The organism is Pseudoalteromonas sp., from assembly GCF_041629635.1.
Taxonomy (GTDB): domain Bacteria; phylum Pseudomonadota; class Gammaproteobacteria; order Enterobacterales; family Alteromonadaceae; genus Pseudoalteromonas.
In genome coordinates, this window is record NZ_JBFKMX010000047.1 from 1 (window position 1) to 25,777 (window position 25,777).

A 25,777-nucleotide genomic window follows, 5' to 3' on the forward strand; every position below is an offset into this window, starting at 1 on the left:
ATAACGCCGCAAATAAACGGCTAAAAATAGTTGGCTATAATTTGTGAGGTACGAACAAAGCCAACTGTTTTTTGTCCGCCCTTTTTGATTTGCCTTGTTATATAACTAATGCACCCAAACACCTTTTTCTGCAGATATAACCAAGACAGAAACAGGTAATGGTGAATATTTATCAGGTACACCACGATATCCATCTACAAAAGCTTTAACTGCGTGAAAAAATATTGTGAAAGGATTGAAGCCCTCTGGACCAAAATATACCTTTTCGATGCCACTTATATCTACATTAAAACGTTCGGAAAATTCTATTAATAGATCAGCGCCATCGTCTCCATCTGCACCAAGATCGTTATTGATCAATGTATCAAGAGATATTTTATTTATGCTTACACCTGTAAACTCAGATATAAATTCTAGAACCTGACTTTCCATAGTTATATAACAATTTAATATCGACCCAATGGGTCGTTTTTCTACCGAGCATTGGGTCATTTATCTTATTAAACCACTTTTAACATAAATCATAATTTGTTGCTATATATCATATTTTTTTGCTGCTACATTTTTTATGAATTTTAAAAACGACCCATTGGGTCGTTTTCTTGAATATAGGAGAAATTACGCAATACTGTATAAAAAAACAGTGCTAATTGGATGAAATAATGAAAACACGTTCTCCGTTTTTAAACTATATTGCTGAATTTATGTTAACACGCCAATATTCAATCAGAACTGTCGAGACTTATCTAAAATGGATTGCTTCTTTTATACATTTCCACAATAAGCGCCACCCTGCATCAATGGGAGATAACGAAGTAATCGAATATCTAGATTATATTGTACTCAAAGGTAATGTATCTCCGCGAACACAAGCAACTGCACTAAACTCATTAGCTTTTCTCTACAAACATATTATTGGTAATGAGTTGTCTTGCAATCTATCGTTTGTGCGTAGTAAAAGGCAAGCAAAGCTTCCTATTGTCATGACGCCAGACGAAGTTAGGCGTTTAATGACTTGCCTTAAAAAACGTTACTATTTAATTGCTGGGTTAATGTACGGCAGTGGTTTACGTGTTATGGAAGCGGTGCAATTGAGAGTTCAAGACATTGACTTTGACTATAAATGTGTTCGTATATGGAACGGTAAAGGAACAAAGCATCGAGTCGTCACGCTTGCGGTAGAACTGATACCCATACTGAGAAATCAAATCATACAAGTTGATGAATATTTAAAAATTGATTTGCAAAATAAACAATACGCTGGGGTCTGGATGCCTAATGCACTTGCTAGAAAATATCCAAACGCAAATAAATCATTGCTTTGGCAGTTTCTTTTTCCTTCTCATAAGCTAAGTGCAGATCCTGAAACGGGCGAAATACGCCGTCACCACTTCCATCAAACAGGAGTTAGAAAGGCCATCAAAAGTGCAGCACAAGAAGCAAACCTGAATAAACCAATTACCCCACATACACTCAGGCACTCCTTTGCCACACATTTACTGCAAAATGGCGCTGACATTCGCACAGTACAAGATCAATTAGGTCATAGCGATGTTAAAACTACGCAAATTTATACACATATATTACAACAAGGTGGTAACGGTGTGATTAGTCCCTTGTCGCATTTGTAAACATACAGTTTTTTAGCAACTAACCAAAAAACCAATAGCACACACCAATGGCAGTTAAAATACCTGCTAAATCTGCAGCCAAGCCACAACCAACTGCATGGCGAGTATGTTTAATGCCAACTGCACCAAAATACACGGCTAACACATAAAAAGTGGTTTCGGTTGAGCCTTGAATGGTAGATGCTAAACGCCCTGCGAATGAGTCTGCGCCATGGGTATTCATGGTTTCTAACATCATTGCCCGTGCGCCAGAGCCTGAAAGTGGCTTCATAAAAGCGGTTGGCATGGCATCTACAAATTGTGTATCACCGCCTAGCGTAATCACTAAAGTACGTAGCCAATCCAATACATAATCAAGCGCCCCACTTGCTCTAAACACCCCAATGGCGCATAACATGGCTAATAAATATGGGATGAGAGAGATAGACAGTTCGAACCCTTGTTTGGCACCAGTAATAAAGCTGTCGTACACATCTATTTTTTTAATACTTGCCCAACATAAACACACAATAATAAACGCGAATATTAAAAAGTTACTGAAAATCGCGGAGTGCGTTTGCATCAGTTCTGTAGTCAGGTTCATAAAATACAAAATAAGTGCCATCACAATGGCTACTAACCCACCGAGGTATAACAGCACAACAGTATTAAACAGTTTAATTCGTTGAATAGCGCAAGTAACAAGTAAACCAACAAAGGTAGAGGCAAAAGTTGCTAATAAAATTGGAATAAATACATCCGTTGGGCTGGCAGCGCCTTGCTGCGCGCGATAAACAAATACCGCTATTGGAAATAAGGTTACTGAGCTGGTGTTTAATACTAAAAACAGAATTTGCGCATTGGTTGCAGTATCAGGTGTTTTGTTAAGCGATTGCAAGTCATGCATGGCTTTAATGCCCATTGGCGTTGCAGCGTTATCAAGGCCAAGTAAATTCGCGCTTAAATTCATAGTAATTGAGCCAAATGCTGGGTGGCCTTTTGGCACATCAGGCATTAAGCGGGTAAAGAGTGGCGATAATCCTTTGGCCAATACATCAACCATACCGCCGCGCTCGGCAATTTTCATTACCCCTAACCAAAAACACAGTGCACCAATTAGGCCGATAGCAATTTCAACGGATACTTTGGCCATACTAAACACGGCTTTTACCAGCCGTTCAAATACAAAGCCATCACCGCCCATCCAAGTGGCAAGCGCTGATACAAACGCAATAATAAAGAAAGATAACCAAATTTTGTTAAGCATAATCAGATTATTATTATTATGAATGCTGCTTAGTGTGCCACATTTCCTGTATTATTGGTGTAAATACCTTTGTTGGCAGAGAAAAAGTGCACGCTAATATTTTTATTCCACACACCTTCGTTGATGATGTTGAAAGTTATATTCCTTCTCACCTATCAATTGACGATTACCTAGCCTCATGTAAGAAACCACTTCGAACAGCGATACGCGTCAATACAAAAAAAATGTCTGTCGACAGTTTTAAACAGTACGCAGATCAAAACGATTGGCAAATTACGCAAGTGCCATGGTGTGAAAACGGCTTTTGGCTAGTGCGCCCTGAAAACCAACAATCACTTTCGCTTGGAAATACCGATATTCACTTGTCTGGTTGCATCTATGTGCAAGAAGCAAGTTCAATGATGCCTGTTACCGCCCTATTAGATGGCAATGATTTAAGCGACTGCTGTGTGCTAGATATGGCGGCCGCACCTGGCAGTAAATCAACACAAATTGCCGAGGCGCTCTCAAGCGAAGGTGTGTTAGTTGCCAATGAGTATTCGAGCTCACGAATAAAGTCGTTAAGTGCCAATATGCAGCGCTTGGGTATTAGCAACTGCGCCCTTTCGCACTTTGACGCCAGTATTTTTGGCCAGTATATGGAACAGAGTTTTGACCATATCTTGTTAGATGCCCCATGCTCTGGCGAAGGTACTATTCGTAAAGACGAAAATGCACTAAAAAATTGGTCCATTGAATCTAATATTGAAATTGCTGATGTGCAAAAACGTCTAATTGAAAGTGCATTTTACGCTTTAAAAGCTGGTGGTACTTTGGTTTATTCAACCTGTACATTAACACCGCTTGAAAACCAAGCAGTATGCCAACATCTGTTAACCACTTTTGCTGATCATATTGAAGTAGTCCCGCTTAATCATTTATTTGAAAATGCAGAGGCCTCAGCAACCGATGAAGGTTACTTACATATTTGGCCACAAATTTACGATACTGAGGGTTTCTTTGTTGCCAAATTTGTTAAAAATTCCCATGTGTCACAGCCTGAACCAAAAATAAAAAAAGGGGCATTTCCGTTTACCCCTGCCGATAAAAAAATCACCGAGCAGTTTAACCAAATAATCAAAAAACAATTTGCCATGAAACCGCTTGCAGGTGAACTTTGGCAACGCGACCAAGAGCTTTGGTTGTTCCCATCAAAAATAGCCAACGTGATCGATAAAATTAAATACAGCCGCATTGGTATTTTACTGGGTAAGATTCATAAAAATGGGGTTCGTTTAAATCACGAATTTGCAACTTGTTTTGGCTCTGAAGCCCTTAAAAACACGCATAAACTGTCACTTTCAGAGGCTTCTGACTTCTTTCAGGGTAAAGATATTAAATTAGCACAAGTAACTTCCGACAAAGACGAAGTACTGTTAATGCTAAATAATACCTGTGTGGGCTTAGGCAAGTGGCAAAAAAACAAAATTAAAAATGGTTTACCACGTGAATTAGTTAGGGATAGCCAGTTGATAACTTGGGAATAACCTTGAATACATTTGTTAACAAAATCTTAAAAAGTCTGTAACCCACTGTTTTAGTTAAGGTTATTTTTTGAGCAAAAATTTCCTTTTTTGGATTAACTTAACTACAATTACTAATACTTTTTCACTTCTCCCTATGAATGATAAAGTTTTTAAGTTAGCGCACGGCTCATCAAATGAGCCATTCCCCTAAGCCCAGGACAATGTGGATTGGTCCTGGGCAATTTTTATCTAGCCTTTAACACCACCAAATGCCGTGTATTTCAAGCTAAAAAAGCGCATTTTACCCTGCTATGAACGCTAAAAACCCGCCGTTAAATCAGCTTTTTTCGCGTAAATCGAATTCTGTAATGTTTCCATCACCATGCAAAAGCTGATATTGCGCCAGTCGTTCGTTTTCAAGGTGCACTAAACTTATCGCCGAATCACTCACTAAATGCTTTTGTGACGCTTTATGGCGGTGTTTATGTACCTTCATTTGCCAACGTTTAGTAAAGAAATTTAGCGGACTACTTGGGTGGTATAAAATACTATCTAGTGTATTTAATTTATTAAGTAGGGATTTAGGAAATTCGTTTTTTATACCGCTGGCGGTTAATTGCCAAATACGGTTATCGCGGTTTGAAAATCGGCTTTGTACAGAAAAGCAAAATGAATAATGCACATCGCCCGATAAAATAAGTGTTTCAATTGGGGTATCAGCACGCTTAAAAATTTGCATTAATTTACGCGCAGCACCTTCATGGGCCATCCAGTTTTCAACATCTACCAATAACGGCTGACCACAAAAATTAAATATTGCTTGGATTGCTTCAATTGATTTCACGCCAAACACGGGTGCCGGAGAAATCAGGATCACCTCTTCAAGGCCGGTCATTTTATTATCAAGTTCTACCAATTGTTCCCAATCAAGCAAACCTGAGGGCTCATTAAAATCTGTTTCGTTACGCCAGCGATGAGTACGCGTATCTAGCGCGATTATTTTCGGTGTGGTGTCTAAACAATAATGCCATTTATCAAATGCCAAAATATGTTTATCAAATGCTTTTATATTGCTGTAGCCATTGCTAATGTGCTCACCAAGTTGTTGCAAGAGTTTTTCTGTAAACTCGCCTCCGTCATTGCCTACTCCTTGAAACACTAAGTAACTAATAAGGCCATTGGCAATAATACGTTTACTGACTGGATTTGAATAAACCGCTTGCTCCCAGCCAGCTGTTAAGTTCCAATCATCCGTTACGTCATGATCATCAAACATAGTGATGTGCGAAATATTAGCAAGTAGCCTTTCAACAATAGACAAGCCTTTCACAAACTCAGTGAGATTCGATTTTTCTTCTTGAAACTTGCCTTGATGGCTTGCGTTGCTTGAATCAAAAATTAAGCTTTTAATATCAATTAAATGCCAACATGCTGCACTGGTTGTTAACAAATAAAGAGCAAAAAACTCTTCAATATGTACCAAATGGTTGTGTGATTTAAGGCTAGTAAAGTGCCCTAAGTCACGACGCAGCCAATAGCCCAGTTCAAGCTTTGAGCGTTCGTGCCATTTGGTATTAGGTAAAAAAGTATCGCGTGTATACAGTGTTTGACTTGACGAAAATCCAAGCGGTTCAATTAAACACGGCTCTTTAAACAGTTTAAGTGCATTAATTAGCTTTTCGATTGCAAGTAACATCGGGCCAGCCACATCATCGGCATATATTTGGTCACCCGACATAATCAACGCGCTTGGTTCTTCATTGCCTTGTTGACGTTTAGACGCAAGAAAATCACTTGCAGTGATCAACGCATCTTTTGACTCATGATGTGGGTTGCGGCACGAACCATGTAGAATGCTTTTTAGTTGCTTTGGTATAACAAACGCGCATTGCGATTGTCCTTTAAGATAATAAGTACTTAAATCAATTGGTTCATCATTTACACTCAGTTGATAGTCAATTAGAACATCAACAGGAAATAGCGAATTAGCGTTTGGCGTTAAAAAGTAATAATGACAAAAGCAATGTTCGCCCAGTGGCAAAATATGATGCGACTGTGAAAAATTAGCTAACGTAGCTGAGCTTATATTAAATGGATAAGATTTGCTGCTGACAAAAAACAGCGTGACTTTCGATGGCTCCGCTCTTCGGATCATCGGGCCTGTAAGTAAAAGAGGCAATGTCACGCAATTTTCCAACGTATTTTACTTGGCGAGCTTAAATAACTGGTAGAAGTTATCTGTGGTTGCTTTCGCCAGATCTGCAAACGATAGTTTCTTAAGATCGGCAATAAAATAAGCAACATCTTCAACGTAAGCAGGCTGGTTTGTTTTACCACGGTGCGGTACAGGCGCTAAGTACGGAGAATCGGTTTCTATTAGTAAACGATCTAGCGGTATTTTTTCAACAACTTCACGCAGTGCTGCGGCATTTCTAAAGGTTACAATGCCTGAAATTGAGATATAAAAACCAAGGTCAAGTGCTTGCTTTGCCATCTCCCAATCTTCAGTAAAGCAATGTAATACACCGCCACAATTTTCGGCGTTATGCGCACGCATAATATCCAAGGTGTCTTGCTTTGCGTCACGGGTATGAATAATTAGCGGTTTATTTAATTCATTTGCGACATCAATATGCCCTGCAAACGAATCTTTTTGCACTTGGTGGGTGTCTTTGCTGTAATAGTAATCAAGACCGGTTTCACCAATGGCGACAACTTTGTTGTTATTAGCTAAGCTTAGTAAACGGTCTTTATCGAGCGCATCTTTTTGATCTAGCGGATGAACGCCGCAGCTTACTGATACATCATTAAAACCTTGCACTTTTTCCAGCATACCTGGAAATTGATCAAGGGTTACTGATACACATAAAAAGTGTTCTACTTTTTTGGCGCGAGCGTTATCTAGTACTTGTTCAAGCGATAAGCCAAGCTCATCAAAATTTAATCTGTCTAAATGACAATGAGAATCTACAATCACAAAAAATCCATAAACTACATGGTATAAGTGGGATCGCTAGAGTTTAACATACCACCAAGCATTTTTTCGATTTTATCGCGTACTTGGTTTTTATCGTCAATAAAGCTAACCCCTATACCTGGTGGATTAGCGTTTTGACTGCCTTGCGGTGTGATCCACACTACTTCACCGGTGATCACATTTTCTTCTAGTGCATCTGGTAAGCTAATACGAAGTGCTAGAGGCTGTGACATTTCAAATTGCATATTAGTACGCACAAATAAGCCGCCGGTCTTTAAGTATGGCATATAGCTTTTATACAGCTCACGTGTATCTTCAAAATCAACGAGTAATTCTTGCAAAATAATGTCCTATTTATAAATCACTTAATTTTTTCAGTAATAGATTTAACTGTAACGACAAATTAAGTCCTTTAACTTCTTTAAATTTATCTGCAAAGCTGATCAACGCTTGGCTTTTTTCTTGATAGCATTTTATATCAAGCGTATTACTGAGTAGCTCAGTTTGCAATTTTTGTGCACAAAATTGCACAAATATGTCTATATAATCAGGGTTTTGATTAAAAAGTTCAAGCAATTGCTTATGGCGCGTTTGCATAGTACTTTGCATCGTCATAGTGTATAAATCTTCTATGACGTTAATTTGCTCTTGCTGCTGCCAAATTGCAAGCGTTTGCGGCCTGTGTAGAAAAGCTCTCACCCACGGCGCATTAATATCGATGCCTAAGCTGCTAATAAAAGAATTAGCAAGCTCTAGGTCAACACTTAAATGCACTTTAAAGCAACGGCTTAAAATAGTCGCAGGCAGTGCTGCGCTATTATGTGCTAATAACATCAAGTAGCGATTGCTATTAGGCTCTTCCAATGTTTTTAACAGGGCATTACTGGCAGATAAGGTTAAGCTTTCAGCATTTTTAATGATGACAACTTTATTGCCTTGATAATTCGCACTTGTAACAAAAAAATCACTAATTGCACGTACTTGTTCAACACTAATGGTGTCTTTTTCTGGTGCAATTAATAAATAATCTGGGTGTGTTTGACTTTGATTTAATAGACATGCTTTACAGTGGCCACATGCCTGCATGGGATTAGTTAAACACAATAAATCAAAAGCAAGTTGCTGGGCCAAATCAAAACTGCCGACACCCTGATTACCAAGTAATAAAAGCCCATGATGCAATTGTTTATTTGCACCAAGCGCAACTAATCTTTGATAATCATTTTGAAGCCACGTTGGGATCACGCAGTTTCCCCTGCTATAAACTGTTTAAGTGCATTTTTAATGTCTGAATGTACTTTATCCATTGGCTGACTGGCATCAATTGTAATAATGCTGCTGTCACTTTTTGCAGCTGCTAAATAAACCTCACGAGTTCTTTCAAAAAAGCTAAGCTGCTCAAGCTCAATGCGGTCAAGTTCCCCGCGATTAGCTGCACGTGCCAAGCCAATTTTAGGGTCAATATCCAAATACAGGGTTAAATCTGGTTTTAAATCACCCAGTACAATATTACCTAAGGCGTCAAGTTTATGTTTTTCAATTTCTCTACCACCGCCTTGATAGGCTTGCGACGATAAATCGTGCCTGTCACCTAGTACCCATTCGCCCTTTGTGAGTGCTGGCGTAATTACATTTTCAACTAATTGAGAACGCGCTGCGTACATTAATAACAGCTCTGTTACATCACTTACTTTTTCTTCATGTGTCGCTTTAACAAGGTTACGTAGCGACTCTGCCAGTGGCGTGCCGCCTGGCTCACGGGTATTCACAAAACTAATCTCTGCGTCATTTAATACTTGCTGACAAACAGCAATTGCAGATGACTTCCCAGCGCCTTCAAGGCCTTCAATTACAATAAATTTACCAATCATTTGTTTAATAAATATTTCCTAACTGCTGCATTATGTTCAGCTAATGTTTTCGAGAAGTGATGCTCTCCACCACCCGATGCAACAAAATAATAAAAATCAGAGTAACGCGGATTTAAAGTCGCGTAAATAGCTTGCTCTGATGGCATTGCAATCGGTGTTGGCGGCAAACCATTAATACGATACGTATTATAAGGCGTATGGCGCCTTAAGTGCTCCGATTTAATGTCACCTTGATATTCATCCCCCAAGCCATAAATCACTGTTGGGTCGGTTTGTAAGCGCATGCCTTTATTAATACGATTAACAAATACAGAAGCAATTAAATCTCGCTCGGCATTATGACCTGATTCTTTTTCAATAATGGATGCCAAAATTAACGCGTCATACTTGGTTTTAAGAGGAACGGCCATATCGCGCGCCTGCCATGCACTGTCTAAGGTGTTAACCATCTTCTGATAGGCGCGTTTTAAAATATCTAACTGACTATCACCAGCAGAATAAAAATAGGTATCGGGGTAAAACCAGCCCTCAGGGTTATCTTGTTTTATGCCAATATCTTTAAGCGCATTTTTTAATGCGATTTCAGAGACTTGTTCAAGATAATTGGCGTTTTTAAAATCACTTAGCACTTGTTTAAAGGTGCTACCTTCTAAAATAGTAAATGGAAATTGATGATCGCGCCCATTATTCATATCGCTGATCATCGCAAGCAAAGGTTTTTGCTCAATCAAATACATACCTTGTTTTAGCTTAACCATTTCTGGATTAATTTTGGCGTACACTTTTAACCAAAAACAATCCTTCACCCAGCTGTTTTTTTGAAATGCACGGCACATCGCATTCACACCTGTGCCTGCTTTTATTTGATAAAGTGTTGGCTCATTAATTGTAATTTGAGAAGTTTGCAATTGTTTTAGCTGAATACCTATAAATGCACCAACAGCCACAACAAACGTAAAGATAAAAGCAAGCGCACGGATCATAGCGCAATCTCACTTAAATAAGTTAACGCAGCGTCATTATCATAGTAGGTATTATCAATACGAGTAATGGGCACGATACCCATTAAACTATTACAGCAAAATACATTATCCGCAGCGTAACAATCTTCAAGAGTAAGTGTTTTAAAAGTAATTGTGAGTTGCTTTGCAAGATGCGCTAAATATACGCCATAAATCCCTGAGTTTTTTAGACAAGGAGAAAAAAGCTCGCCATTTTTTAATAGCAGTAAGTTTGCAACAGTTGTTTCAATCACTTCAGCATTGCAGTTTAGTAACAACCCTTCATTAAACCCTTTTTGCTTTAGCTCTTGCTTGGCTAATACCTGTTCCAGTCGATTTAAGGTTTTTAAGCCTGCTGTCAATGGGTTAATAGCAAGCGGTGTTTCAAGCGTATCAAGTTCAATGCCTGTGTTTTTTATTGTTAAGTAATTTTCAGGAAAGGGTAAACAACTGATGTAAACTTGCGGTAATTGGGATTCAGGTATTTGATAGCCTCTGCCGCCTTGTCCACGACTAACAACCACTTTTACAACAGCAAGCGCCTGAGTATGCGCTACCTGTTTAATTTTCGATTCAATTTCAGTTAGGTTGATACTGTCAAAGAAAAGACGACTGCTACATTGCTCAAGCCTTGCCAAATGTTCTGCTAATAACTGCGCTTCACCGTCGACGACTTTGATGGTAGTAAAAAAGCCATCACCGTACTGGAATGCTCTGTCATTCGTAGGCACTGTATTTGGATTATTTTTGTTGATTATTGTTATATCCATAGCGACAAAAAAGCCTAGGAAATCCTAGGCTTTTAATACTTTTTGATTTCTGCTAACGATTATATCTTCTTAAATAATAAAGAGCCATTAGTTCCACCAAAGCCAAATGAATTACATAGGGCATAGTCTAACTTAGCATCACGCGCAGTATGCGCAACATAGTCTAAGTCACAGCCTTCACTTGGGTTATCAAGGTTGATTGTAGGTGTTACTTTTTGGTCGCGAAGCGATAAAATTGTTACTATTGATTCAACAGAACCTGCAGCACCCAGTAAGTGACCCATCATTGATTTAGTCGAGCTTACTAATACATCGCTTGCCGCTGCGCCATAAATAGACTTAACAGCGTTGGTTTCAGCGATATCACCTGCTGGTGTTGATGTACCGTGCGCATTAATGTAGCCCACTTGCTCAGCATTTACACCTGCATCATTAAGTGCATTTTTCATCGCAAGGGCTGCGCCAGCACCATCTTCTGGTGGTGAGGTCATATGATAAGCATCACCACTCATACCGAAGCCAACAAGCTCAGCATAAATTTTTGCACCACGTGCTTTTGCGTGTTCGTATTCTTCTAAAACAACAACACCTGCACCATCTGCAAGTACAAAACCATCACGGTCTTTGTCCCAAGGGCGAGACGCCGCTTGTGGGTTATCGTTACGTGTAGAAAGCGCGCGTGCCGAACTAAAACCACCCATGCCAATTGGCGTAGATGCTTTTTCTGCACCACCTGCTACCATTGCGTCTGCATCACCGTAAGCAATCATACGAGCTGCATGACCAATATTATGAAGACCTGTTGTACATGCCGTTACGATCGAGATATTAGGACCTTTTAAGCCATGCATGATCGACAAATGACCAGAAATCATATTAATGATGGTCGAAGGCACATAAAACGGGGATAGTTTGCGTGGACCGCTATTCAATAACTTAACGTGGTTTTCTTCAATTAGTGTTAAACCACCAATACCAGAACCTACCGCAACACCAATACGATCAGCGTTTTCTTCAGTTACTTCAAGGCCTGAGTCTTTAAACGCTTGTACACCAGCGGCAATACCGTATTGAATGAATAAATCCATTTTTTTGGTATCTTTTTTTGCCATGTATAGCGTTGGGTCGAAATCTTTTACAAGACCCGCGAATTTAGTACCAAAGTCAGTCGTATCAAAATGGTCAATTAAACCAATTCCACTTTGACCCGCTAATAAACCTTGCCATGTTGAATCAACATCATTACCTAGAGGGGTTAACATACCTAGGCCAGTAACCACTACTCGACGTTTAGCCACAGTCATCTCCAAAATATATTAGGTGCAGATAATACAAAAGCCCTAAAGCGGGCTTTTGAAAAACTAAAGGCAGCTGGAATGCTGCCTTACTGTCTAAGCTTTTATTACTCAGCGTGAGCAGTAACGTAATCGATAGCTGCTTGAACTGTAGTGATCTTCTCAGCTTCTTCGTCTGGGATCTCAGTGTCAAACTCTTCTTCAAGAGCCATTACTAGTTCTACAGTGTCTAGTGAATCAGCGCCTAAATCATCAACAAATGATGCTTCTGCTTTAACTTCTTCTGCTTGAACACCTAGTTGCTCTACGATGATTTTTTGAACACGTTCTTGGATGTTGCTCATTCTTATTTCCTTAATTAAAAAACGCTTTGCGTTATTTTTCAGATTGCGGCGTAGTTTACGCTGCAAAATTTTATGATTCAAGATTCATTTCCATTTTTATTATCTGGTCGAACCTCACAAATCAAAAACTAACCTTTTATCGCCTACTTTCACCGCAATTTCAACCCTAAATTAAACAATTTCGCCGAAATTGCGATAAGCGTTTGGCTTAGATCATGTACATGCCGCCATTTACATGCAAAGTTTCGCCTGTTACGTAAGCAGCAGCGTCAGATGCTAAATAAGCCACAGCCGCTGCAATTTCGTTCGGCTGACCTAAACGGTTTGCCGGCACGTTAGCAAGCGTTGCTGCTTTTTGCTCGTCAGTTAGCTCATCTGTCATATCAGTTTGAATAAAACCAGGTGCAACTACGTTAACCGTAATACCGCGAGAAGCTACTTCACGTGCCATTGATTTAGAAAAACCAATCACACCTGCTTTTGCCGCAGCATAGTTTGCTTGACCTGCATTACCCATAGTACCAACAACAGAACCTACGTTAATAATACGACCCTTTTTCTTTTTCATCATTGGACGTAATACCGCTTTTGATAAACGGAAGATTGACGATAAGTTGGTGCTGATAATGTCATCCCATTCACTGTCTTTCATGCGCATTAACAGATTATCACGTGTGATACCGGCATTATTTACAAGTACATCAATATCGCCTAAATCAGCTTTAATCGCAGCTAATGTTGTTTCAATTGATTCAGCGTCTGTTACGTTAAGTGCATAACCTTTACCGTTTTCACCTAAATAATCACTGATATTGGCCGCACCACCTTCGCTAGTTGCCGTACCTGCAACCGTCGCACCAAGTGATACAAGCGTTTCAGCAATTGATTTACCAATACCACGACTCGCGCCGGTTACTAGTACAACCTTACCTTCTAAAGAGAATAAGTTACTCATAAAATGTTCCAATAATTAGGCGTTTAACACGCTAGAAATAGAGTTCAAATCATTAACTGCTTCGCAGCTAACGCTTTTATCAATACGTTTTGCAAGACCAGTCAATACTTTGCCTGGGCCAAATTCATAAGTTGTTGTTAAGCCATCTTGCGCTAGTTTTTGTACAGTTTCAGTCCAACGTACTGGGCTATATAGCTGGCGTACAAGTGCATCTTGAATTGCTTCACTTGCAGTTTCAGTAGCTACATCAACATTATTAATTACTGAGATTTCAGGTGTATTAAATGTAATTGCTGCTAAATCTTCAGCTAGCTTATCAGCTGCTGGCTTCATTAATGCACAGTGAGACGGCACGCTTACCGCAAGCGGTAATGCACGCTTTGCACCTGCTTCTTTACATAATTCTCCGGCACGCTCTACCGCTGCTTTTTGGCCTGCAATTACCACTTGACCAGGTGAATTAAAGTTAACTGGAGACACTACTTCACCTTGAGCTGCATCAACACATGCTTTTGCAATCGCATCATCAGCAAGGCCAATAATTGCGTACATTGCGCCTGTTCCAGCTGGAACCGCTTCTTGCATGTAAATACCACGTTTTTCAACCAGTTTTACTGCTTCAGCAAGTGAAATCACACCAGCACAAACCAGTGCAGAGTATTCACCTAAGCTATGACCTGCCATAGCACTTGGCTTTTCACCACCGTTAGCAAGATAATGACGATAAATTGCAACACTTGACGTTAATAACGCAGGCTGAGTGCGGTGTGTTTCGTTAAGTGATTCTGCAGGACCTTCTAGCACTAATGCAGCAAGGTCATAGCCCAGTGCATCGCTTGCTTCACTGAAAGTAGCTTTTACTACTTCTGATTCAGCTAATAATTCAGCCAACATGCCCACAGATTGTGAGCCTTGACCAGGAAATAAAATCGCTGTGTTATTTGACATAGTTTTCTTCTTCTATAACAAAACAAAACCAGCAGGTGCTGGTTATAAAAATTCTTTAAGTGGAAAAAATGCGCTTACTTATTGCAGGGTGAACAAAATGAATCTTTGTCCACATTTTCAAGGTCCAATTGTTGGCCTTTGAGTGCTGCAAAACGGGCTTCAATTTTTTCAGGAAGTTGCTTTTCAACTTCTCTCACGGCTTCGTTAATCGCTGCTAAAAATGCAGGCGATTTTGCATTACCGTGACTTTTAACCACAATACCGCGTAATCCTACCAAACTTGCACCGTTATACTGGTCGGGGTTCATCTTTTTATAGAGCTTTTTTAGCACTGGAAACATTAAAAGTGCCGCTGCACGATAAAAAATACTTTTCTTAAGGGTTTTGTTCAGCTTATGAATGATCATTTTAGCGATACCCTCGCAGGTTTTTAGTGCGATATTGCCCACAAAACCATCACACACAATAACATCGGCCTTACCTTTAAAAATGTCTGTGCCTTCGCAGTAACCAATGTAATTTATAGCGTCAGATTGCTCAAAAATTTCTGCTGCACGTTTTATATCATCATGGCCTTTTATTACTTCAGCGCCAATATTAAGTAAACCTACTGTCGGGTTTTTTATGCCTTGTGACTGTTCGGCCACCACGCTGCCCATTAAAGCAAATTCAAATAATGTTTCAGGATCAGCAGTAACGTTGGCACCTAAGTCAAGTAGGTATACTGGTTTTGGCTTTTCTGTTGGCACAGAGCTAATAAGTGCCGGACGGCTAATACCTGGCAGCATTTTCAAAATGCAGTAAGCCATTGCGAATAAAGCGCCTGTATTGCCAGCAGATACACATGCTTGTGCCTCACCTGATTTAACTAAATCAAGGGCCTTTCGCATGGAAGAATCTTTTTTTGAACGTAATGCCGTAGCAGGTTTGTCGTCGTTATTAACAACTTCACTACAATGTTTGATATGTAATCGAGGATGTTGCAGTGCGTCGAGCTTTTCAAGCTCAGTGCGAATAAGTGTTTCGTTACCACATAAAATCAGGGTGATATTATCGTGCAAATTAACAGCTTCAATTGCTGCTGGCAACGAAGAACGGGGGCCGTAATCGCCCCCCATTATATCTAACGCTATGGTTAGATTAGACATCAAAATAGCTCGATTAAGAAACTACTTTTTCGCCTTTGTAGTAACCGTCTGCAGTTACGTGGTGACGACGGTGAGTTTCACCTGATACTGGATCAACAGTTAGAGTTGGACCATTGATCGCATCGTGTGAACGACGCATACCACGCTTAGAGCGAGACTTCTTGCTTTTTTGTACAGCCATTGCCTTATCTCCTAAGAATCTTTCTTAAGTTGTTTCAAAATTTCAAATGGATTTGGTTTGTCATCTTCTGCTTTTATTTCACCAAAGCTCAATGGCTTTTCTGAAAATCTGCAATGAGACTCTTCATGCATCGGTACTATTGGGATGGCTAACATTAACTCGTCTTCAACAAGTTGATGCAAGTTAATCTCACCTTCCTCATCCATCTCTACAACGTCATAACATGACGGTAGATGCTCAGATGACTTACCTATACCTATTGGCGAATAAGCAAAGTCTAGTTCCAAATCCAACCCTAACTCTTCATTACAGCGCTGACAAACTGTAGTAATGTTGGCTTTGGCTTGGCCTTCGACAACACTGATACCTTGTTCATCTTTTCTGAAATGAATCTTAACTTCGACCTCACCCTCGCTCCTAACAACTACTTCGAGTAATCGAGGAAGTTGTTCAAACAACACAACACCGTCATAACTGACCTGTTTTTGTGCTGTTCTTACCGGATCAAGCGTGATCGGAATCTTCACCTTTTGCATAGGGGCTGCATCATATAGATTGTTAGACTTATAGTCAAAATAAAATTCAACTTTCCTTTGCATTTAGGGCAATTGAATCCTATTCTGCGCAAAAAGTAAGTATTCGTTGAAAATTATCATGAAAACCCCGTTTATTTTAGCGTCAAGTTCACCGTTTCGAAAATCAATTTTAAAAAAAATATTGCCGCAATTTGATGCATTTTCACCAGACATTGATGAAAGCGCCAAAACGAATGAAGCGCCAATTGAATTAGTCGAAAGATTAGCTATCGAAAAAGCAAAAACAGCCACGCAATTTTACCAACAAGGTACTGTGGTTGGTTCGGATCAAGTTGCCCATTTTGGTGAACAGATATTAGGTAAACCACATACGCGAGAAAAAGCGATTGAACAGCTAAAACTTTTTTCTGGGCAAAAAGTGCAATTTATAACCTCATTAGCGGTTTTTGATATCGCATTAGATAAGATTCAAGTAACTCATGATATTACGGATGTGTATTTTAGAGAGTTAACGCAAAGCCAAATTGAGAATTATATCGATATAGAGCAACCATTAAACTGTGCTGGCAGTTTTAAATCTGAGGGCTTGGGAATTGTTCTTTTTGATAAAATTGTGGGTGAGGACCCAAACAGTTTAGTGGGCCTTCCTTTAATCAAGCTAACATCGTTATTACATGAATTTGATATTGACCCACTTAATCTAAATGTTGATTAATTTAAAACAAGTCAACTAGCTGCTCAAACTGATCAATAATCGCGATTGGTTTAAGTGGCTTTAATTGGCTAACAGGGTGAGCGCCAAAGCTTACACCAACTGATGTTGCCTTAGCATTGTTTGCCATCGCTAAGTCCATCGTTGTATCGCCTACCATCACGGCTTTATCGATTGCGATATTAAGTTCATCACAAATCTCTAAAATCATTTCAGGCGATGGCTTTGATGCGCACTCACAGGCTGTTCGTGTTGCTTTAAAAAAGTCACTCAACTGAGTTTCGGCCATTAATCGGTTTAAACCATTGCGGCTTTTACCAGTGGCGACAGCTAATGTGTACCCTTTTGCTGTTAAGGCGGTTAAACACTCTTTAACATGTGGAAATAGTAATGCAGGTGTATCGTCTTCCGATACATAAACGTCTTTATAACTTTGTGCGAGTTCAAACGCCATTGCAGGGTTTTTAAAAAGAGTATCGATAGCAACATCGAGACTTAAACCGATAATTTGACGAATTTCCCCATCACTAGGCCTTTGTAATTGGTGACGATCTGCCACCAATTTAACCATATTAACAATTTTAGGCACGGTATCCATTAAAGTACCGTCCCAATCAAAAATGATTAATTGTTTGTTATTCATTGGCTATCTTCACGAAGTGTCTTCAAGCAATTTTTTAAATTACCATCTAACGGTGCTTCAACGCGCATAGACTCTTCCGTTTTAGGATGAACAAAGGTTAAGTCATGAGCATGTAAGAAAAGACGGTTTAAGCCCTTTTTCTTCATTTCACTGTCAAACTCAGCCACACCATATTTATCATCACATGCTATTGGATGGCCTTTACATTGTGTGTGAACACGAATTTGGTGCGTTCGACCCGTGACAGGTGAAGCTTGTACTAATGTTGCAAATTGACCAAAGCGCTCTAATACACGAAAACGCGTTTGGCTTGGTTTGCCTTCTGCTTCATCAACACGCACGACACGCTCACCTGATTGCAGTGTATTTTTACGAAGTGGCTCGGTAACATTTTTAACTTTGCTTGCCCAGCTACCTGTAACTAGCGCCCAATAATTTTTCTCCATGGTCTTTTCGCGAAGTTGCTCGTGTAAACCACGTAAAATTGAGCGTTTTTTTGATACCAGCAAACAACCTGATGTATCACGGTCTAAACGATGCACTAACTCAAGGTTACGCTCTTCTGGACGAATACTACGTAGCGCCTCAATTAGGCCATAACTTAAGCCACTGCCACCATGCACTGCCATGCCAGAAGGTTTATTAATGACCATCAAGTATTTATCTTCAAACAGAATGGCGTCTTCAAGCTTATTGATTTTATCGAGATTTTTAGGCACAAACTCTTGTTTTTCAGCAACTTTGATTGGCGGAATACGTACCATATCGCCCGCTTTCAGTTTGTATATCGGTTTAATGCGCTTTTTATTTACGCGCACTTCACCTTTTCGCAAAATGCGATAAATGGCACTCTTAGGCACACCCTTTAAAAAGGTAATTAAAAAGTTATCAATTCGTTGGCCATCATTGCCTTCATCGATATCAACAAATTGGACCTGATTTTTTTGCTGTTCTGACATTGCCTAATCACTGATTTGAGTAATAATTTAGTTGCGAAGCGTCCATATTTAATGGGATAATCGCGTTCGAAATTGAACCTTTGAGAGCAAAAATTCCGCTCCAACAGTCAATTTGGTGTTTTATTAGCCAAAGCTAACGATGAAACACGCTTTAAGACGCAGATCATACAGGTCTCTGACAGCTTTCAAAAGCTTTTAACGATCTTAAAGCGCATGTAGTGGCCCCCTGAAGCAATGAGTGTACTAGATTGTGACCCGGAAAAGCCCCATCAAACTAAGCTAATAAACGTATTTTAAAAGATAAAATACGAGATTTACGACCAAACGTCGTTCAGAATATATTTAAATGAATTTTTGTGCTGGGCTAACGCTATGCCGAGCACCTGCCGCAAGGCTTTAACAGAAACTCGGAGTAATACTCCACCCAGACAGCCCAGTCGTGAGACTGCACAATTTCGTGGGTGTCTGAACAAGTATGGTTGTTGATCTCTACTACTATTATAGAGTTTAACAATATGAAACGTATGCTGATCAATGCAACGCAACAAGAAGAAATGCGCGTTGCACTGGTTGATGGACAGCGCTTGTATGATTTAGATATCGAAAGCCCTGGCCATGAACAAAAAAAAGCAAATATCTACAAAGGTAAAATTACTCGCGTAGAACCTTCTCTAGAAGCAGCTTTTGTTGACTATGGCGCAGAACGTCATGGTTTCTTACCTCTTAAAGAAATTGCCCGCAGTTATTTCCCTGATGGTTATACCTTCAACGGTCGTCCAAACATTAAAGATGTTGTTAAAGAAGGCCAAGAAGTAATCGTACAAGTTGATAAAGAAGAGCGCGGCCAAAAAGGCGCTGCACTTACTACCTTTATAAGTGTTGCTGGTAGTTACTTAGTATTAATGCCTAACAACCCTCGTGCTGGCGGTATTTCTCGCCGTATCGAAGGTGATGAACGTACTGAATTAAAAGAAGCATTATCACGTTTAGAATTACCAAAAGGTATGGGGTTAATTGTACGTACAGCAGGTGTTGGTAAATCGTTCGAAGAACTTGAATATGATCTACGTGCACTACTTGTACATTGGGATGCCATCAAAAAAGCATCTGAAAGCGGCCCTGCTCCGTTTTTAATTCACCAAGAAAGTAATGTAATTTTCCGCGCTATTCGCGATTATTTACGTCGTGATATTGGTGAAATTCTGATTGATAAGCAGCGCGTATTCGATGAAGCAAAAGCACACATTGAGCGTTTTCGCCCTGACTTCATTAACCGTGTAAAACTATACACAGGTGATGCACCATTATTTACTCACTATCAAATTGAAAGCCAAATTGAATCTGCTTTCCAACGTGAAGTGCGTTTGCCATCAGGTGGCTCAATTGTAATTGACCCAACAGAAGCATTAACTTCAATCGATATCAACTCGTCTAAAGCAACAAAAGGCGGTGATATTGAAGAAACAGCATTAAATACAAACTTAGAAGCAGCAGACGAAATTGCACGCCAACTTCGTTTACGTGACCTTGGTGGTTTAGTTGTTATCGATTTCATCGATATGACTCCTCCGCGTCACCAACGCGCTGTAGAAAATCGTTTGAAAGATGCAGTAAAACCTGACCGTGCACGTGTTCAAATTGGCAAAATCTCACGATTTGGCCTACTTGAAATGTCGCGTCAGCGTCTTCGCCCGTCATTAGGTGAAGCAAGCCAAGGCACCTGCCCTCGCTGTAATGGTCAAGGTACTGTTCGTTCTAATGAATCATTAGCGCTATCGATTCTTCGCCTATTAGAAGAAGAAGCAATTAAAGACAACACTTCGCAAGTAAACGCTCAGGTACCAGTACCTGTAGCTACCTACTTACTTAACGAAAAACGTAAGAGTGTTCGTCGTATTGAGAAACGTCATGGCTGTCATGTTGTGATTATTCCTAATCCGCACTTAGAAACACCACATTATGAAGTGTTACGTTTAAAGAAAGACGAAACAATTGAAACGGTAAGCTTTGATCAAGTTCAAGCGCCAGAAGTTAAAATTGAAACCATTATTCATGCTGAAAAAGCAGTAAAAGAGCAACCTGTACTTCAAGGTGTTGTAGTTCCAAGTGAACCAGCGCCAGTTAAAAAAGAAGTTAAAGAAGGCTTATTTACAAAAATTGCTAAATGGTTTGGTAGCTTATTCGCAACAGAAGAGCCAGAAAAGCCTGTTAAAAAGCGTGGTGGACGTCGTAACAACCAACGTGGTAATGACAACCGTCGCCGTAATCAACGCAAACCAAACAACCGTAACAAGCAAACGGCTAATGAGCAAAATGAACAACGTGAGCAACGTGACGAAAAACGTAATTCGAAAGAGAATAACAACCGTCGTCGCCGCAATAATCGTTCTAATGCGCCAAAAGTCGAAAAAGAACAACTGCCTGTTGAAGTAGCTGAAACCGAGCAACCGGTTAAAGTTAAAGAGCGTCGTCAAAGAAGAAATATGCGTAAAAAAGTACGCATTGAAACAACCAATGACACAGCTGTAGTTGATACAACGAGTGTAACGGAAGTGACAAGCGAAACATCAACAAAACCTGTTGAAACAACTAAAGCGCATAACAAACCTGCTAAAGCGAAAAAACCAGCACCTTTAGCTGAAGAAGCGCCAAAGCAAGTAGAAGTTGCAACAGAAGAGTTAGTAACTGAAAAGGTTGTTGATAACGCGAGTGATGCAAAACCTGTAGCAGTTGCTTCTGCTGTAAGAGAAGATGAAACAACAGTGCAAGCGGTAGAAAATGATGCAACTGAAGAGACATCTTCTGATGCGGAAAAAGAAACTCGTACACGCTCTCGTCGTTCGCCACGTCACCTACGTGCAGCAGGACAACGCCGTAAGAAGCCAAGTGATAACAAATCTGAAGTCGAAATCGAAACAACTGAATCACCAGGTTTTGTACCAGTAGCTGATCAAGCAATGGCTGAAGAGGAGCTAAAAGACGATAAAGTGTCTTTAGCGCAACCAGAAAAAGAAGCTGTGATCGAAGAGCAAGCAGTAGAAGCACCGGAAATTAGTCAATCAGTTGTTTCAGAGACACTAGCCCCTGATACTGAGCAAGATAATGCGCAAGACATCGCAGCTGTAGTTGAGCCAGTTTCTGAAGCAGACACAGCTGAAAACACTGAAGCTAACGATGTTGATTCAGTAGAGCCGAGCGTTATTGAAGAAGTTGCCAAAACGCCAGCGCCAGAATTAACCCCTGAGCCAGTTGCAGATGTTTTAGTGGAAGCAGCACAAATTGAAGAAGTGGCAGTTGAAGCACCAACAGTTGATAACATTGTCGGCACTGAAAATGACAAAGCTGAAATTTCTGCTGAAGATACTAAGCCAACACCGAATGGTACAGTATACGCTCATGCAAGTGCACCGATGACGAAGGCAACAGGTGCAGCACTTACAGAAGGCTTTATCATGCCAACAGCAATGGCCCATGATGAACGTCTAGTACCTGTGGCAAGTGCTATGCGCCCAGGCAGCATTAACCCTGTGGGTAGAGCAAGTGCGCCAATGGCAAAAACAGTTTAATCTTAAGTTGTAACTAAAAGAGCCGCTAAATGCGGCTCTTTTTTTGTTTCAAATCGAGTAAATCAAGAAGGTCGATAAATCTAAATTTGACGCTTTTAAACAAAAACCAATTAATTTTCTTCAAAAAAACGTTCTAATTGATCCTTCAAGTTTGGCGGTATACCTTTAATGGTCAACGTATCATTGTATTTATCATAAAAAACACGTTCACCTAAATGCTTGCGCTCAAAACTAACACTTACACCACTGCCCTGACCTGAAAATTTAACCATTGAAGTGACTGTTTTCTTATCTACTGGAAATGATTCTTCAAGATCGTAAGCCTGCTCTTTATAAAAACTATCAAAGCTCACACTTTCATCGCGACTAATGGTATTTGATAATTGAGAAACATCTGCGTCACTGCCTGTTGCGACACAATCAGAACAGTAATCAAACACTTGTTTGCGTAAATCGTCTTTTTCTGATTTATCAAACTGTCTGTCAGATAAATAATCCTCTACAGCTGAAAGCATAGCCTGAGATTGCTGTCTTGCATCAATACCCTCTTCACAGCCTAAGAAGTCTAAAAAGAAATCAGCTACTTTTCTACCAGCGCGCCCTTTAATAAAGGAAATGTAACGATTATCTTCAAGCGCTGTCGCCATACCATTGAGATCGATACGCGCCGCTAATTGCATTTTAGCAATATCTAAATGACGCGATGAGGTTAAATCTAACTCTTGGTTAATTGAGTAATGCTCTTTAACATTTACAAGCGCAATCATGACATAATCATCTGCCACAAAACGGTAGTGACAAAAAATTAAGTAGCCGGTTTCGTTGAAGGCATATTTATTAAGCTCTTCTTTTAAAACCTCTGCTGCTTGCTCAGTTAAATGATAAAAATGCATGTCACCTTGACGGTAACTTTGAATACATGAACTCACCACGCCATTTTTTTCAGGGCTGAAACCACAAAAACCTTTGCCTGGTTTTCCGTTATAAGCATGATGTAGCTGTTCAATAAAAATGTTTACTTTGTCATTTACTGGCATTTCATCATTGCGTAGATGAATTTCAACGATTTCGTCTTTTTTGTCTACATAGTGAACGACGAGTCTTTCTACTTGCACTGTCATCTTTGTTTTTCACGCCTCAAATGTTAAAATATGAGTAATTTTATAAAATTAGAACTTAATTGATGCCTATCTTATCAAAATATTCAGACCAGCAAGTAGAAAATCTTGTAGATGACCTTTTAAAAACCCTTGTAGCACATAAAGCGCCACTCGATTTAAGCTTAATGTGTTTAGGAAATACACTTTCTCATATTATTAATGAAAAAGTGCCTGCTGCACAACGACAAGCACTGATCGACAACTTTACACAAGCCTTAAAAGACTCTGTAAAGTAACGCTATGAATTTGTCATCACAACAGGCGTTTTCTTCAAAAGCAGCAAAGCTGTTAAGTTGGGGTCATTGGTTTACCTTTGCAAATATATTATTTGCGCTCGTGGTGAGCAGTCTGTATTTAATTTCAGATCCGCTACCAATGACACTCTCAGGTAAAGCCTTTTTAATTTTTAATTGGCTTGGCCATATCAGCTTTTTAACGTTTTTATGTTTTGTGCTGACAATTTTCCCGCTCAGTTTAGTGTTTCCCTACCCCCGCCATATTCGTGGTATGGCGGCGGTTATAGCCACTTTTACAATGTCACTTTTAGCGCTTGATGCTTATGTGTATTTCCAATTGGGATATCACCTTTCACCTCAAGTCTTTGAGCAAATCGTCTCATTAATAAGTGATACTATTTCGACAAACCCAACGTTGTCCTTGTTTGTCGCAGGCGGCATTATTTTTGTCATTTTGTTTTTCGAACTTATCGCTAGTAACTTTACATGGCGCCACCTAACCGAGTTAAGACAAAAGCCTTTTCGCCGTTATATTTCACCGATTTTTATTTTTGCATTTGTAGCAAGTCATTTAATTCACATTTGGGCTGATGCAAACGTTAAACTCGATATTACAAAGCAAGATAATGTGTTACCTCTGTCTTACCCGACAACGGCAAAAAGCCTGCTAGCTCGATATCAACTTGTTGATTTAGAAGAATACAAAGAAGCGCAAAGTGTCGATTTTGCGAATGATAAAGTTACTTACGTAGCCCCTTCAGAGGCGCTTTCTTGTAAAGCAATGGATAGCAAAGCGCTGGTGTACGTTTTTAACTCTGAAGAATTACTAAACACGTATTTACAAAAACACGTGTTGAACCCTATTGAAAACTTTTATCAGCCTGCCAATAAACAAGAATCGCTGTTTAATCTGATCTATGGTTTGCCAAGTTATTATCAAAAAACGATTCGCACCCAAGGTATTTTACCTGCATGGAGTAATACTGTAAGGGCATCGTTTATCAACTTGCCTCGTCTAGCAGAAGATGTTGATGGGAATTTAACCATATTTTATATTAAGTCAGATGATGATTTAAACAAAGCGATTGGACAAAAAGCTGATTATGCTTATGCGGTTACAGATAATAGTGAAAGTGCTTGGCACAAATCCACACTATACACTAGCGAATCACTGCTACCAGCAACCATTACAACACCTCAAGATGTTATCACCAGTGTTTTAGCAACAACATTCGCTTGCCAAAGTACCAGCAAATTTACGCTAGGCAATAACTTATTTAATGAAAATGAAACCGGTGTAAATATAAGTGGAAACACCCTATTAATTTATAAAAAAGATAAACTGACACTGCTGACCTCCGATGGAAAGCACGAAACAATTTCTGCTCAACAAGGCTTTGTAATAGAGAGCCAACTGGAAGTACCTTTCTTGGTAGAAAGCCTTAAAAAACTCAAGCAATTTGAGCAATAGCCATTCCCTTTCTATACTCTAGTAGATGACAGGATGTCACTAGAGTATAGAAGGAACTCCAATGAAATATCTCGCTACCCTTACGTTTATTCCCTTAATAGCTTTATCCGCACCTGATTATTACCAATGTACTTCAGAGCAAGGAACAACATTCAGTCAATTTCCTTGCAAAGCTGAACTAAACCAAGAAAAACGCTCGTTTTCCCCTGTAAATACATCATCCAAACCGTTTGCAAATAAAAATACCCTAACTGAATTTACTACTAATCAGAGGGTTAACGCTTTTGATAGCAAAATTAAAGGTGTGTTAAATAAAATAAGCTCCCTCAAACAAGAACGCTTTCTTGAGTTAGAAAAGCTGAACAGTCAACTTCTTCAAACAATGAATAGTGATGAAAAAAAGGCGCTTCAAAAGGAAGTAAAAGAAGAACGAAAACGCATTAAAGAAAGCTACAAAGAGCGTCTTTCCCTTGAAAAAGACAAGCTAAGCCAGCTTCGAATGGAGCGTGCTGAGTTAAAAAAATAAAGCCACAAAACGTGGCTTATTTATTTTTATATAAACTCAGCAAAATTTAAATAAATGCAGGCTTTATTCTAGCTAGCAGTTTAAGTGATGCCTCAT

Annotated in this window: 26 protein-coding genes; 7 read left to right on the forward strand and 19 right to left on the reverse strand. The window is 39.6% G+C overall.

Annotated features, from left to right (window positions below; translation table 11 throughout):
• Positions 1-105: 105 nt before the first annotated feature.
• Positions 106-432 (reverse strand): DUF1493 family protein, encoded by a 327-nt coding sequence (locus ABYD77_RS08715; RefSeq protein WP_372768969.1) that lies wholly within the window; start codon positions 430-432, stop codon positions 106-108.
• Between the two features lie 230 nt (positions 433-662).
• Between ABYD77_RS08715 and ABYD77_RS08720 the strand changes: the two genes are divergently transcribed.
• Positions 663-1,631, forward strand: coding sequence for an integron integrase (locus ABYD77_RS08720; RefSeq protein ID WP_372768971.1), 969 nt, complete (start codon positions 663-665; stop codon positions 1,629-1,631).
• A 19-nt stretch (positions 1,632-1,650) separates the two neighbouring features.
• Here ABYD77_RS08720 and ABYD77_RS08725 read toward each other — a convergent pair whose 3' ends face one another.
• On the reverse strand, positions 1,651-2,877 hold the full coding sequence (locus tag ABYD77_RS08725; protein WP_372768973.1) for a nucleoside recognition domain-containing protein: 1,227 nt from the start codon (positions 2,875-2,877) through the stop codon (positions 1,651-1,653).
• A gap of 86 nt (positions 2,878-2,963) precedes the next feature.
• On the opposite strand from ABYD77_RS08725, the gene rsmF reads away from it, so the two are divergent.
• Entirely contained in the window at positions 2,964-4,403 is a 1,440-nt protein-coding gene (gene rsmF, locus ABYD77_RS08730; protein ID WP_372769010.1) for a 16S rRNA (cytosine(1407)-C(5))-methyltransferase RsmF, read from the forward strand.
• Positions 4,404-4,719: 316 nt separating this feature from the next.
• On the opposite strand, the gene ABYD77_RS08735 is transcribed toward rsmF, so the two are convergent.
• The 14 genes from ABYD77_RS08735 to yceD form a co-directional block, all read right to left on the reverse strand.
• Positions 4,720-6,537, reverse strand: coding sequence for a metallophosphatase (locus ABYD77_RS08735; protein WP_372769012.1), 1,818 nt, complete (start codon positions 6,535-6,537; stop codon positions 4,720-4,722).
• A 48-nt stretch (positions 6,538-6,585) separates the two neighbouring features.
• Positions 6,586-7,359 (reverse strand): TatD family hydrolase, encoded by a 774-nt coding sequence (locus ABYD77_RS08740; protein ID WP_372768975.1) that lies wholly within the window; start codon positions 7,357-7,359, stop codon positions 6,586-6,588.
• Between the two features lie 14 nt (positions 7,360-7,373).
• Positions 7,374-7,700 (reverse strand): PilZ domain-containing protein, encoded by a 327-nt coding sequence (locus ABYD77_RS08745; RefSeq protein WP_372768977.1) that lies wholly within the window; start codon positions 7,698-7,700, stop codon positions 7,374-7,376.
• Positions 7,701-7,713: 13 nt separating this feature from the next.
• Entirely contained in the window at positions 7,714-8,604 is an 891-nt protein-coding gene (locus ABYD77_RS08750) for a DNA polymerase III subunit delta' (protein ID WP_372768979.1), read from the reverse strand.
• Positions 8,601-9,230: a dTMP kinase gene (gene tmk / locus ABYD77_RS08755; RefSeq protein WP_372768981.1), complete on the reverse strand. Its 630-nt coding sequence runs from the start codon at positions 9,228-9,230 to the stop codon at positions 8,601-8,603. Before tmk ends, ABYD77_RS08750 begins: the two co-directional genes overlap by 4 nt.
• A complete protein-coding gene (gene mltG, locus ABYD77_RS08760) occupies positions 9,227-10,213 on the reverse strand; it encodes an endolytic transglycosylase MltG (protein ID WP_372768983.1) in 987 nt (328 codons plus the stop codon). Before mltG ends, tmk begins: the two co-directional genes overlap by 4 nt.
• Positions 10,210-11,001 carry an aminodeoxychorismate lyase gene (pabC, locus tag ABYD77_RS08765; protein WP_372768985.1) on the reverse strand — a complete coding sequence of 264 codons (792 nt, stop codon included), beginning with the start codon at positions 10,999-11,001 and terminating at the stop codon, positions 10,210-10,212. Before pabC ends, mltG begins: the two co-directional genes overlap by 4 nt.
• Before the next feature lie 59 nt (positions 11,002-11,060).
• A complete protein-coding gene (fabF, locus tag ABYD77_RS08770) occupies positions 11,061-12,299 on the reverse strand; it encodes a beta-ketoacyl-ACP synthase II (protein ID WP_372768987.1) in 1,239 nt (412 codons plus the stop codon).
• A 104-nt stretch (positions 12,300-12,403) separates the two neighbouring features.
• Complete coding sequence (acpP, locus tag ABYD77_RS08775; protein ID WP_274762483.1) at positions 12,404-12,640, reverse strand: acyl carrier protein; 237 nt, start codon at positions 12,638-12,640, stop codon at positions 12,404-12,406.
• Between the two features lie 208 nt (positions 12,641-12,848).
• Positions 12,849-13,595 (reverse strand): 3-oxoacyl-ACP reductase FabG, encoded by a 747-nt coding sequence (gene fabG / locus ABYD77_RS08780; RefSeq protein WP_372768989.1) that lies wholly within the window; start codon positions 13,593-13,595, stop codon positions 12,849-12,851.
• Between the two features lie 15 nt (positions 13,596-13,610).
• The gene (gene fabD / locus ABYD77_RS08785) at positions 13,611-14,543 is read right to left on the reverse strand and encodes an ACP S-malonyltransferase (protein ID WP_372768991.1); all 933 of its coding nucleotides are present in this window, start codon (positions 14,541-14,543) and stop codon (positions 13,611-13,613) included.
• 74 nt (positions 14,544-14,617) lie between these two features.
• Entirely contained in the window at positions 14,618-15,694 is a 1,077-nt protein-coding gene (gene plsX / locus ABYD77_RS08790; protein WP_274762480.1) for a phosphate acyltransferase PlsX, read from the reverse strand.
• Between the two features lie 10 nt (positions 15,695-15,704).
• Positions 15,705-15,872 carry a 50S ribosomal protein L32 gene (rpmF, locus tag ABYD77_RS08795; RefSeq protein ID WP_010559953.1) on the reverse strand — a complete coding sequence of 56 codons (168 nt, stop codon included), beginning with the start codon at positions 15,870-15,872 and terminating at the stop codon, positions 15,705-15,707.
• 11 nt (positions 15,873-15,883) lie between these two features.
• Positions 15,884-16,408, reverse strand: a complete 525-nt coding sequence (gene yceD / locus ABYD77_RS08800) for a 23S rRNA accumulation protein YceD (RefSeq protein WP_274762479.1) — start codon at positions 16,406-16,408, stop codon at positions 15,884-15,886.
• A 118-nt stretch (positions 16,409-16,526) separates the two neighbouring features.
• On the opposite strand from yceD, the gene ABYD77_RS08805 reads away from it, so the two are divergent.
• The gene (locus ABYD77_RS08805; protein ID WP_372768994.1) at positions 16,527-17,123 is read left to right on the forward strand and encodes a nucleoside triphosphate pyrophosphatase; all 597 of its coding nucleotides are present in this window, start codon (positions 16,527-16,529) and stop codon (positions 17,121-17,123) included.
• A 1-nt stretch (position 17,124) separates the two neighbouring features.
• Here the strand turns inward: ABYD77_RS08805 and ABYD77_RS08810 are convergent, their stop codons facing one another.
• On the reverse strand, positions 17,125-17,763 hold the full coding sequence (locus tag ABYD77_RS08810; RefSeq protein WP_372768996.1) for an HAD-IIIA family hydrolase: 639 nt from the start codon (positions 17,761-17,763) through the stop codon (positions 17,125-17,127).
• Entirely contained in the window at positions 17,760-18,722 is a 963-nt protein-coding gene (gene rluC, locus ABYD77_RS08815) for a 23S rRNA pseudouridine(955/2504/2580) synthase RluC (protein WP_372768998.1), read from the reverse strand. The genes ABYD77_RS08810 and rluC overlap by 4 nt, the downstream gene beginning before the upstream one ends.
• Before the next feature lie 515 nt (positions 18,723-19,237).
• Between rluC and rne the strand changes: the two genes are divergently transcribed.
• A complete protein-coding gene (gene rne, locus ABYD77_RS08820; protein WP_372769000.1) occupies positions 19,238-22,288 on the forward strand; it encodes a ribonuclease E in 3,051 nt (1,016 codons plus the stop codon).
• A 110-nt stretch (positions 22,289-22,398) separates the two neighbouring features.
• Here the strand turns inward: rne and yejK are convergent, their stop codons facing one another.
• Positions 22,399-23,409, reverse strand: coding sequence for a nucleoid-associated protein YejK (yejK, locus tag ABYD77_RS08825; protein WP_372769002.1), 1,011 nt, complete (start codon positions 23,407-23,409; stop codon positions 22,399-22,401).
• A 62-nt stretch (positions 23,410-23,471) separates the two neighbouring features.
• Between yejK and ABYD77_RS08830 the strand changes: the two genes are divergently transcribed.
• From ABYD77_RS08830 to ABYD77_RS08840, 3 genes are all read left to right on the forward strand, one after another.
• Entirely contained in the window at positions 23,472-23,684 is a 213-nt protein-coding gene (locus ABYD77_RS08830) for a DUF1414 domain-containing protein (RefSeq protein WP_372769004.1), read from the forward strand.
• Between the two features lie 4 nt (positions 23,685-23,688).
• On the forward strand, positions 23,689-25,155 hold the full coding sequence (locus ABYD77_RS08835; protein WP_372769006.1) for a DUF3413 domain-containing protein: 1,467 nt from the start codon (positions 23,689-23,691) through the stop codon (positions 25,153-25,155).
• A 61-nt stretch (positions 25,156-25,216) separates the two neighbouring features.
• Complete coding sequence (locus ABYD77_RS08840) at positions 25,217-25,681, forward strand: hypothetical protein (RefSeq protein WP_372769008.1); 465 nt, start codon at positions 25,217-25,219, stop codon at positions 25,679-25,681.
• Positions 25,682-25,777: the final 96 nt, after the last annotated feature.

Excerpts from the sequence above, each read along its gene's own strand:
- ABYD77_RS08725 (WP_372768973.1), bottom strand. The coding sequence starts at position 2,877 with ATGCTTAACAAAATTTGGTTATCTTTCTTTATTATTGCGTTTGTATCA.
- pabC (WP_372768985.1), bottom strand. The coding sequence starts at position 11,001 with ATGGATATAACAATAATCAACAAAAATAATCCAAATACAGTGCCTACG.
- acpP (WP_274762483.1), bottom strand. The coding sequence starts at position 12,640 with ATGAGCAACATCCAAGAACGTGTTCAAAAAATCATCGTAGAGCAACTA.
- tmk (WP_372768981.1), bottom strand. The coding sequence starts at position 9,230 with ATGATTGGTAAATTTATTGTAATTGAAGGCCTTGAAGGCGCTGGGAAG.
- ABYD77_RS08810 (WP_372768996.1), bottom strand. The coding sequence starts at position 17,763 with ATGAATAACAAACAATTAATCATTTTTGATTGGGACGGTACTTTAATG.
- ABYD77_RS08715 (WP_372768969.1), bottom strand. The coding sequence starts at position 432 with ATGGAAAGTCAGGTTCTAGAATTTATATCTGAGTTTACAGGTGTAAGC.
- ABYD77_RS08835 (WP_372769006.1), top strand. The coding sequence starts at position 23,689 with ATGAATTTGTCATCACAACAGGCGTTTTCTTCAAAAGCAGCAAAGCTG.
- ABYD77_RS08840 (WP_372769008.1), top strand. The coding sequence starts at position 25,217 with ATGAAATATCTCGCTACCCTTACGTTTATTCCCTTAATAGCTTTATCC.
- ABYD77_RS08805 (WP_372768994.1), top strand. The coding sequence starts at position 16,527 with ATGAAAACCCCGTTTATTTTAGCGTCAAGTTCACCGTTTCGAAAATCA.
- mltG (WP_372768983.1), bottom strand. The coding sequence starts at position 10,213 with ATGATCCGTGCGCTTGCTTTTATCTTTACGTTTGTTGTGGCTGTTGGT.
- rne (WP_372769000.1), top strand. The coding sequence starts at position 19,238 with ATGAAACGTATGCTGATCAATGCAACGCAACAAGAAGAAATGCGCGTT.
- rluC (WP_372768998.1), bottom strand. The coding sequence starts at position 18,722 with ATGTCAGAACAGCAAAAAAATCAGGTCCAATTTGTTGATATCGATGAA.
- ABYD77_RS08720 (WP_372768971.1), top strand. The coding sequence starts at position 663 with ATGAAAACACGTTCTCCGTTTTTAAACTATATTGCTGAATTTATGTTA.
- rpmF (WP_010559953.1), bottom strand. The coding sequence starts at position 15,872 with ATGGCTGTACAAAAAAGCAAGAAGTCTCGCTCTAAGCGTGGTATGCGT.
- ABYD77_RS08735 (WP_372769012.1), bottom strand. The coding sequence starts at position 6,537 with ATGATCCGAAGAGCGGAGCCATCGAAAGTCACGCTGTTTTTTGTCAGC.
- yejK (WP_372769002.1), bottom strand. The coding sequence starts at position 23,409 with ATGACAGTGCAAGTAGAAAGACTCGTCGTTCACTATGTAGACAAAAAA.
- ABYD77_RS08830 (WP_372769004.1), top strand. The coding sequence starts at position 23,472 with ATGCCTATCTTATCAAAATATTCAGACCAGCAAGTAGAAAATCTTGTA.
- fabG (WP_372768989.1), bottom strand. The coding sequence starts at position 13,595 with ATGAGTAACTTATTCTCTTTAGAAGGTAAGGTTGTACTAGTAACCGGC.
- yceD (WP_274762479.1), bottom strand. The coding sequence starts at position 16,408 with ATGCAAAAGGTGAAGATTCCGATCACGCTTGATCCGGTAAGAACAGCA.
- fabD (WP_372768991.1), bottom strand. The coding sequence starts at position 14,543 with ATGTCAAATAACACAGCGATTTTATTTCCTGGTCAAGGCTCACAATCT.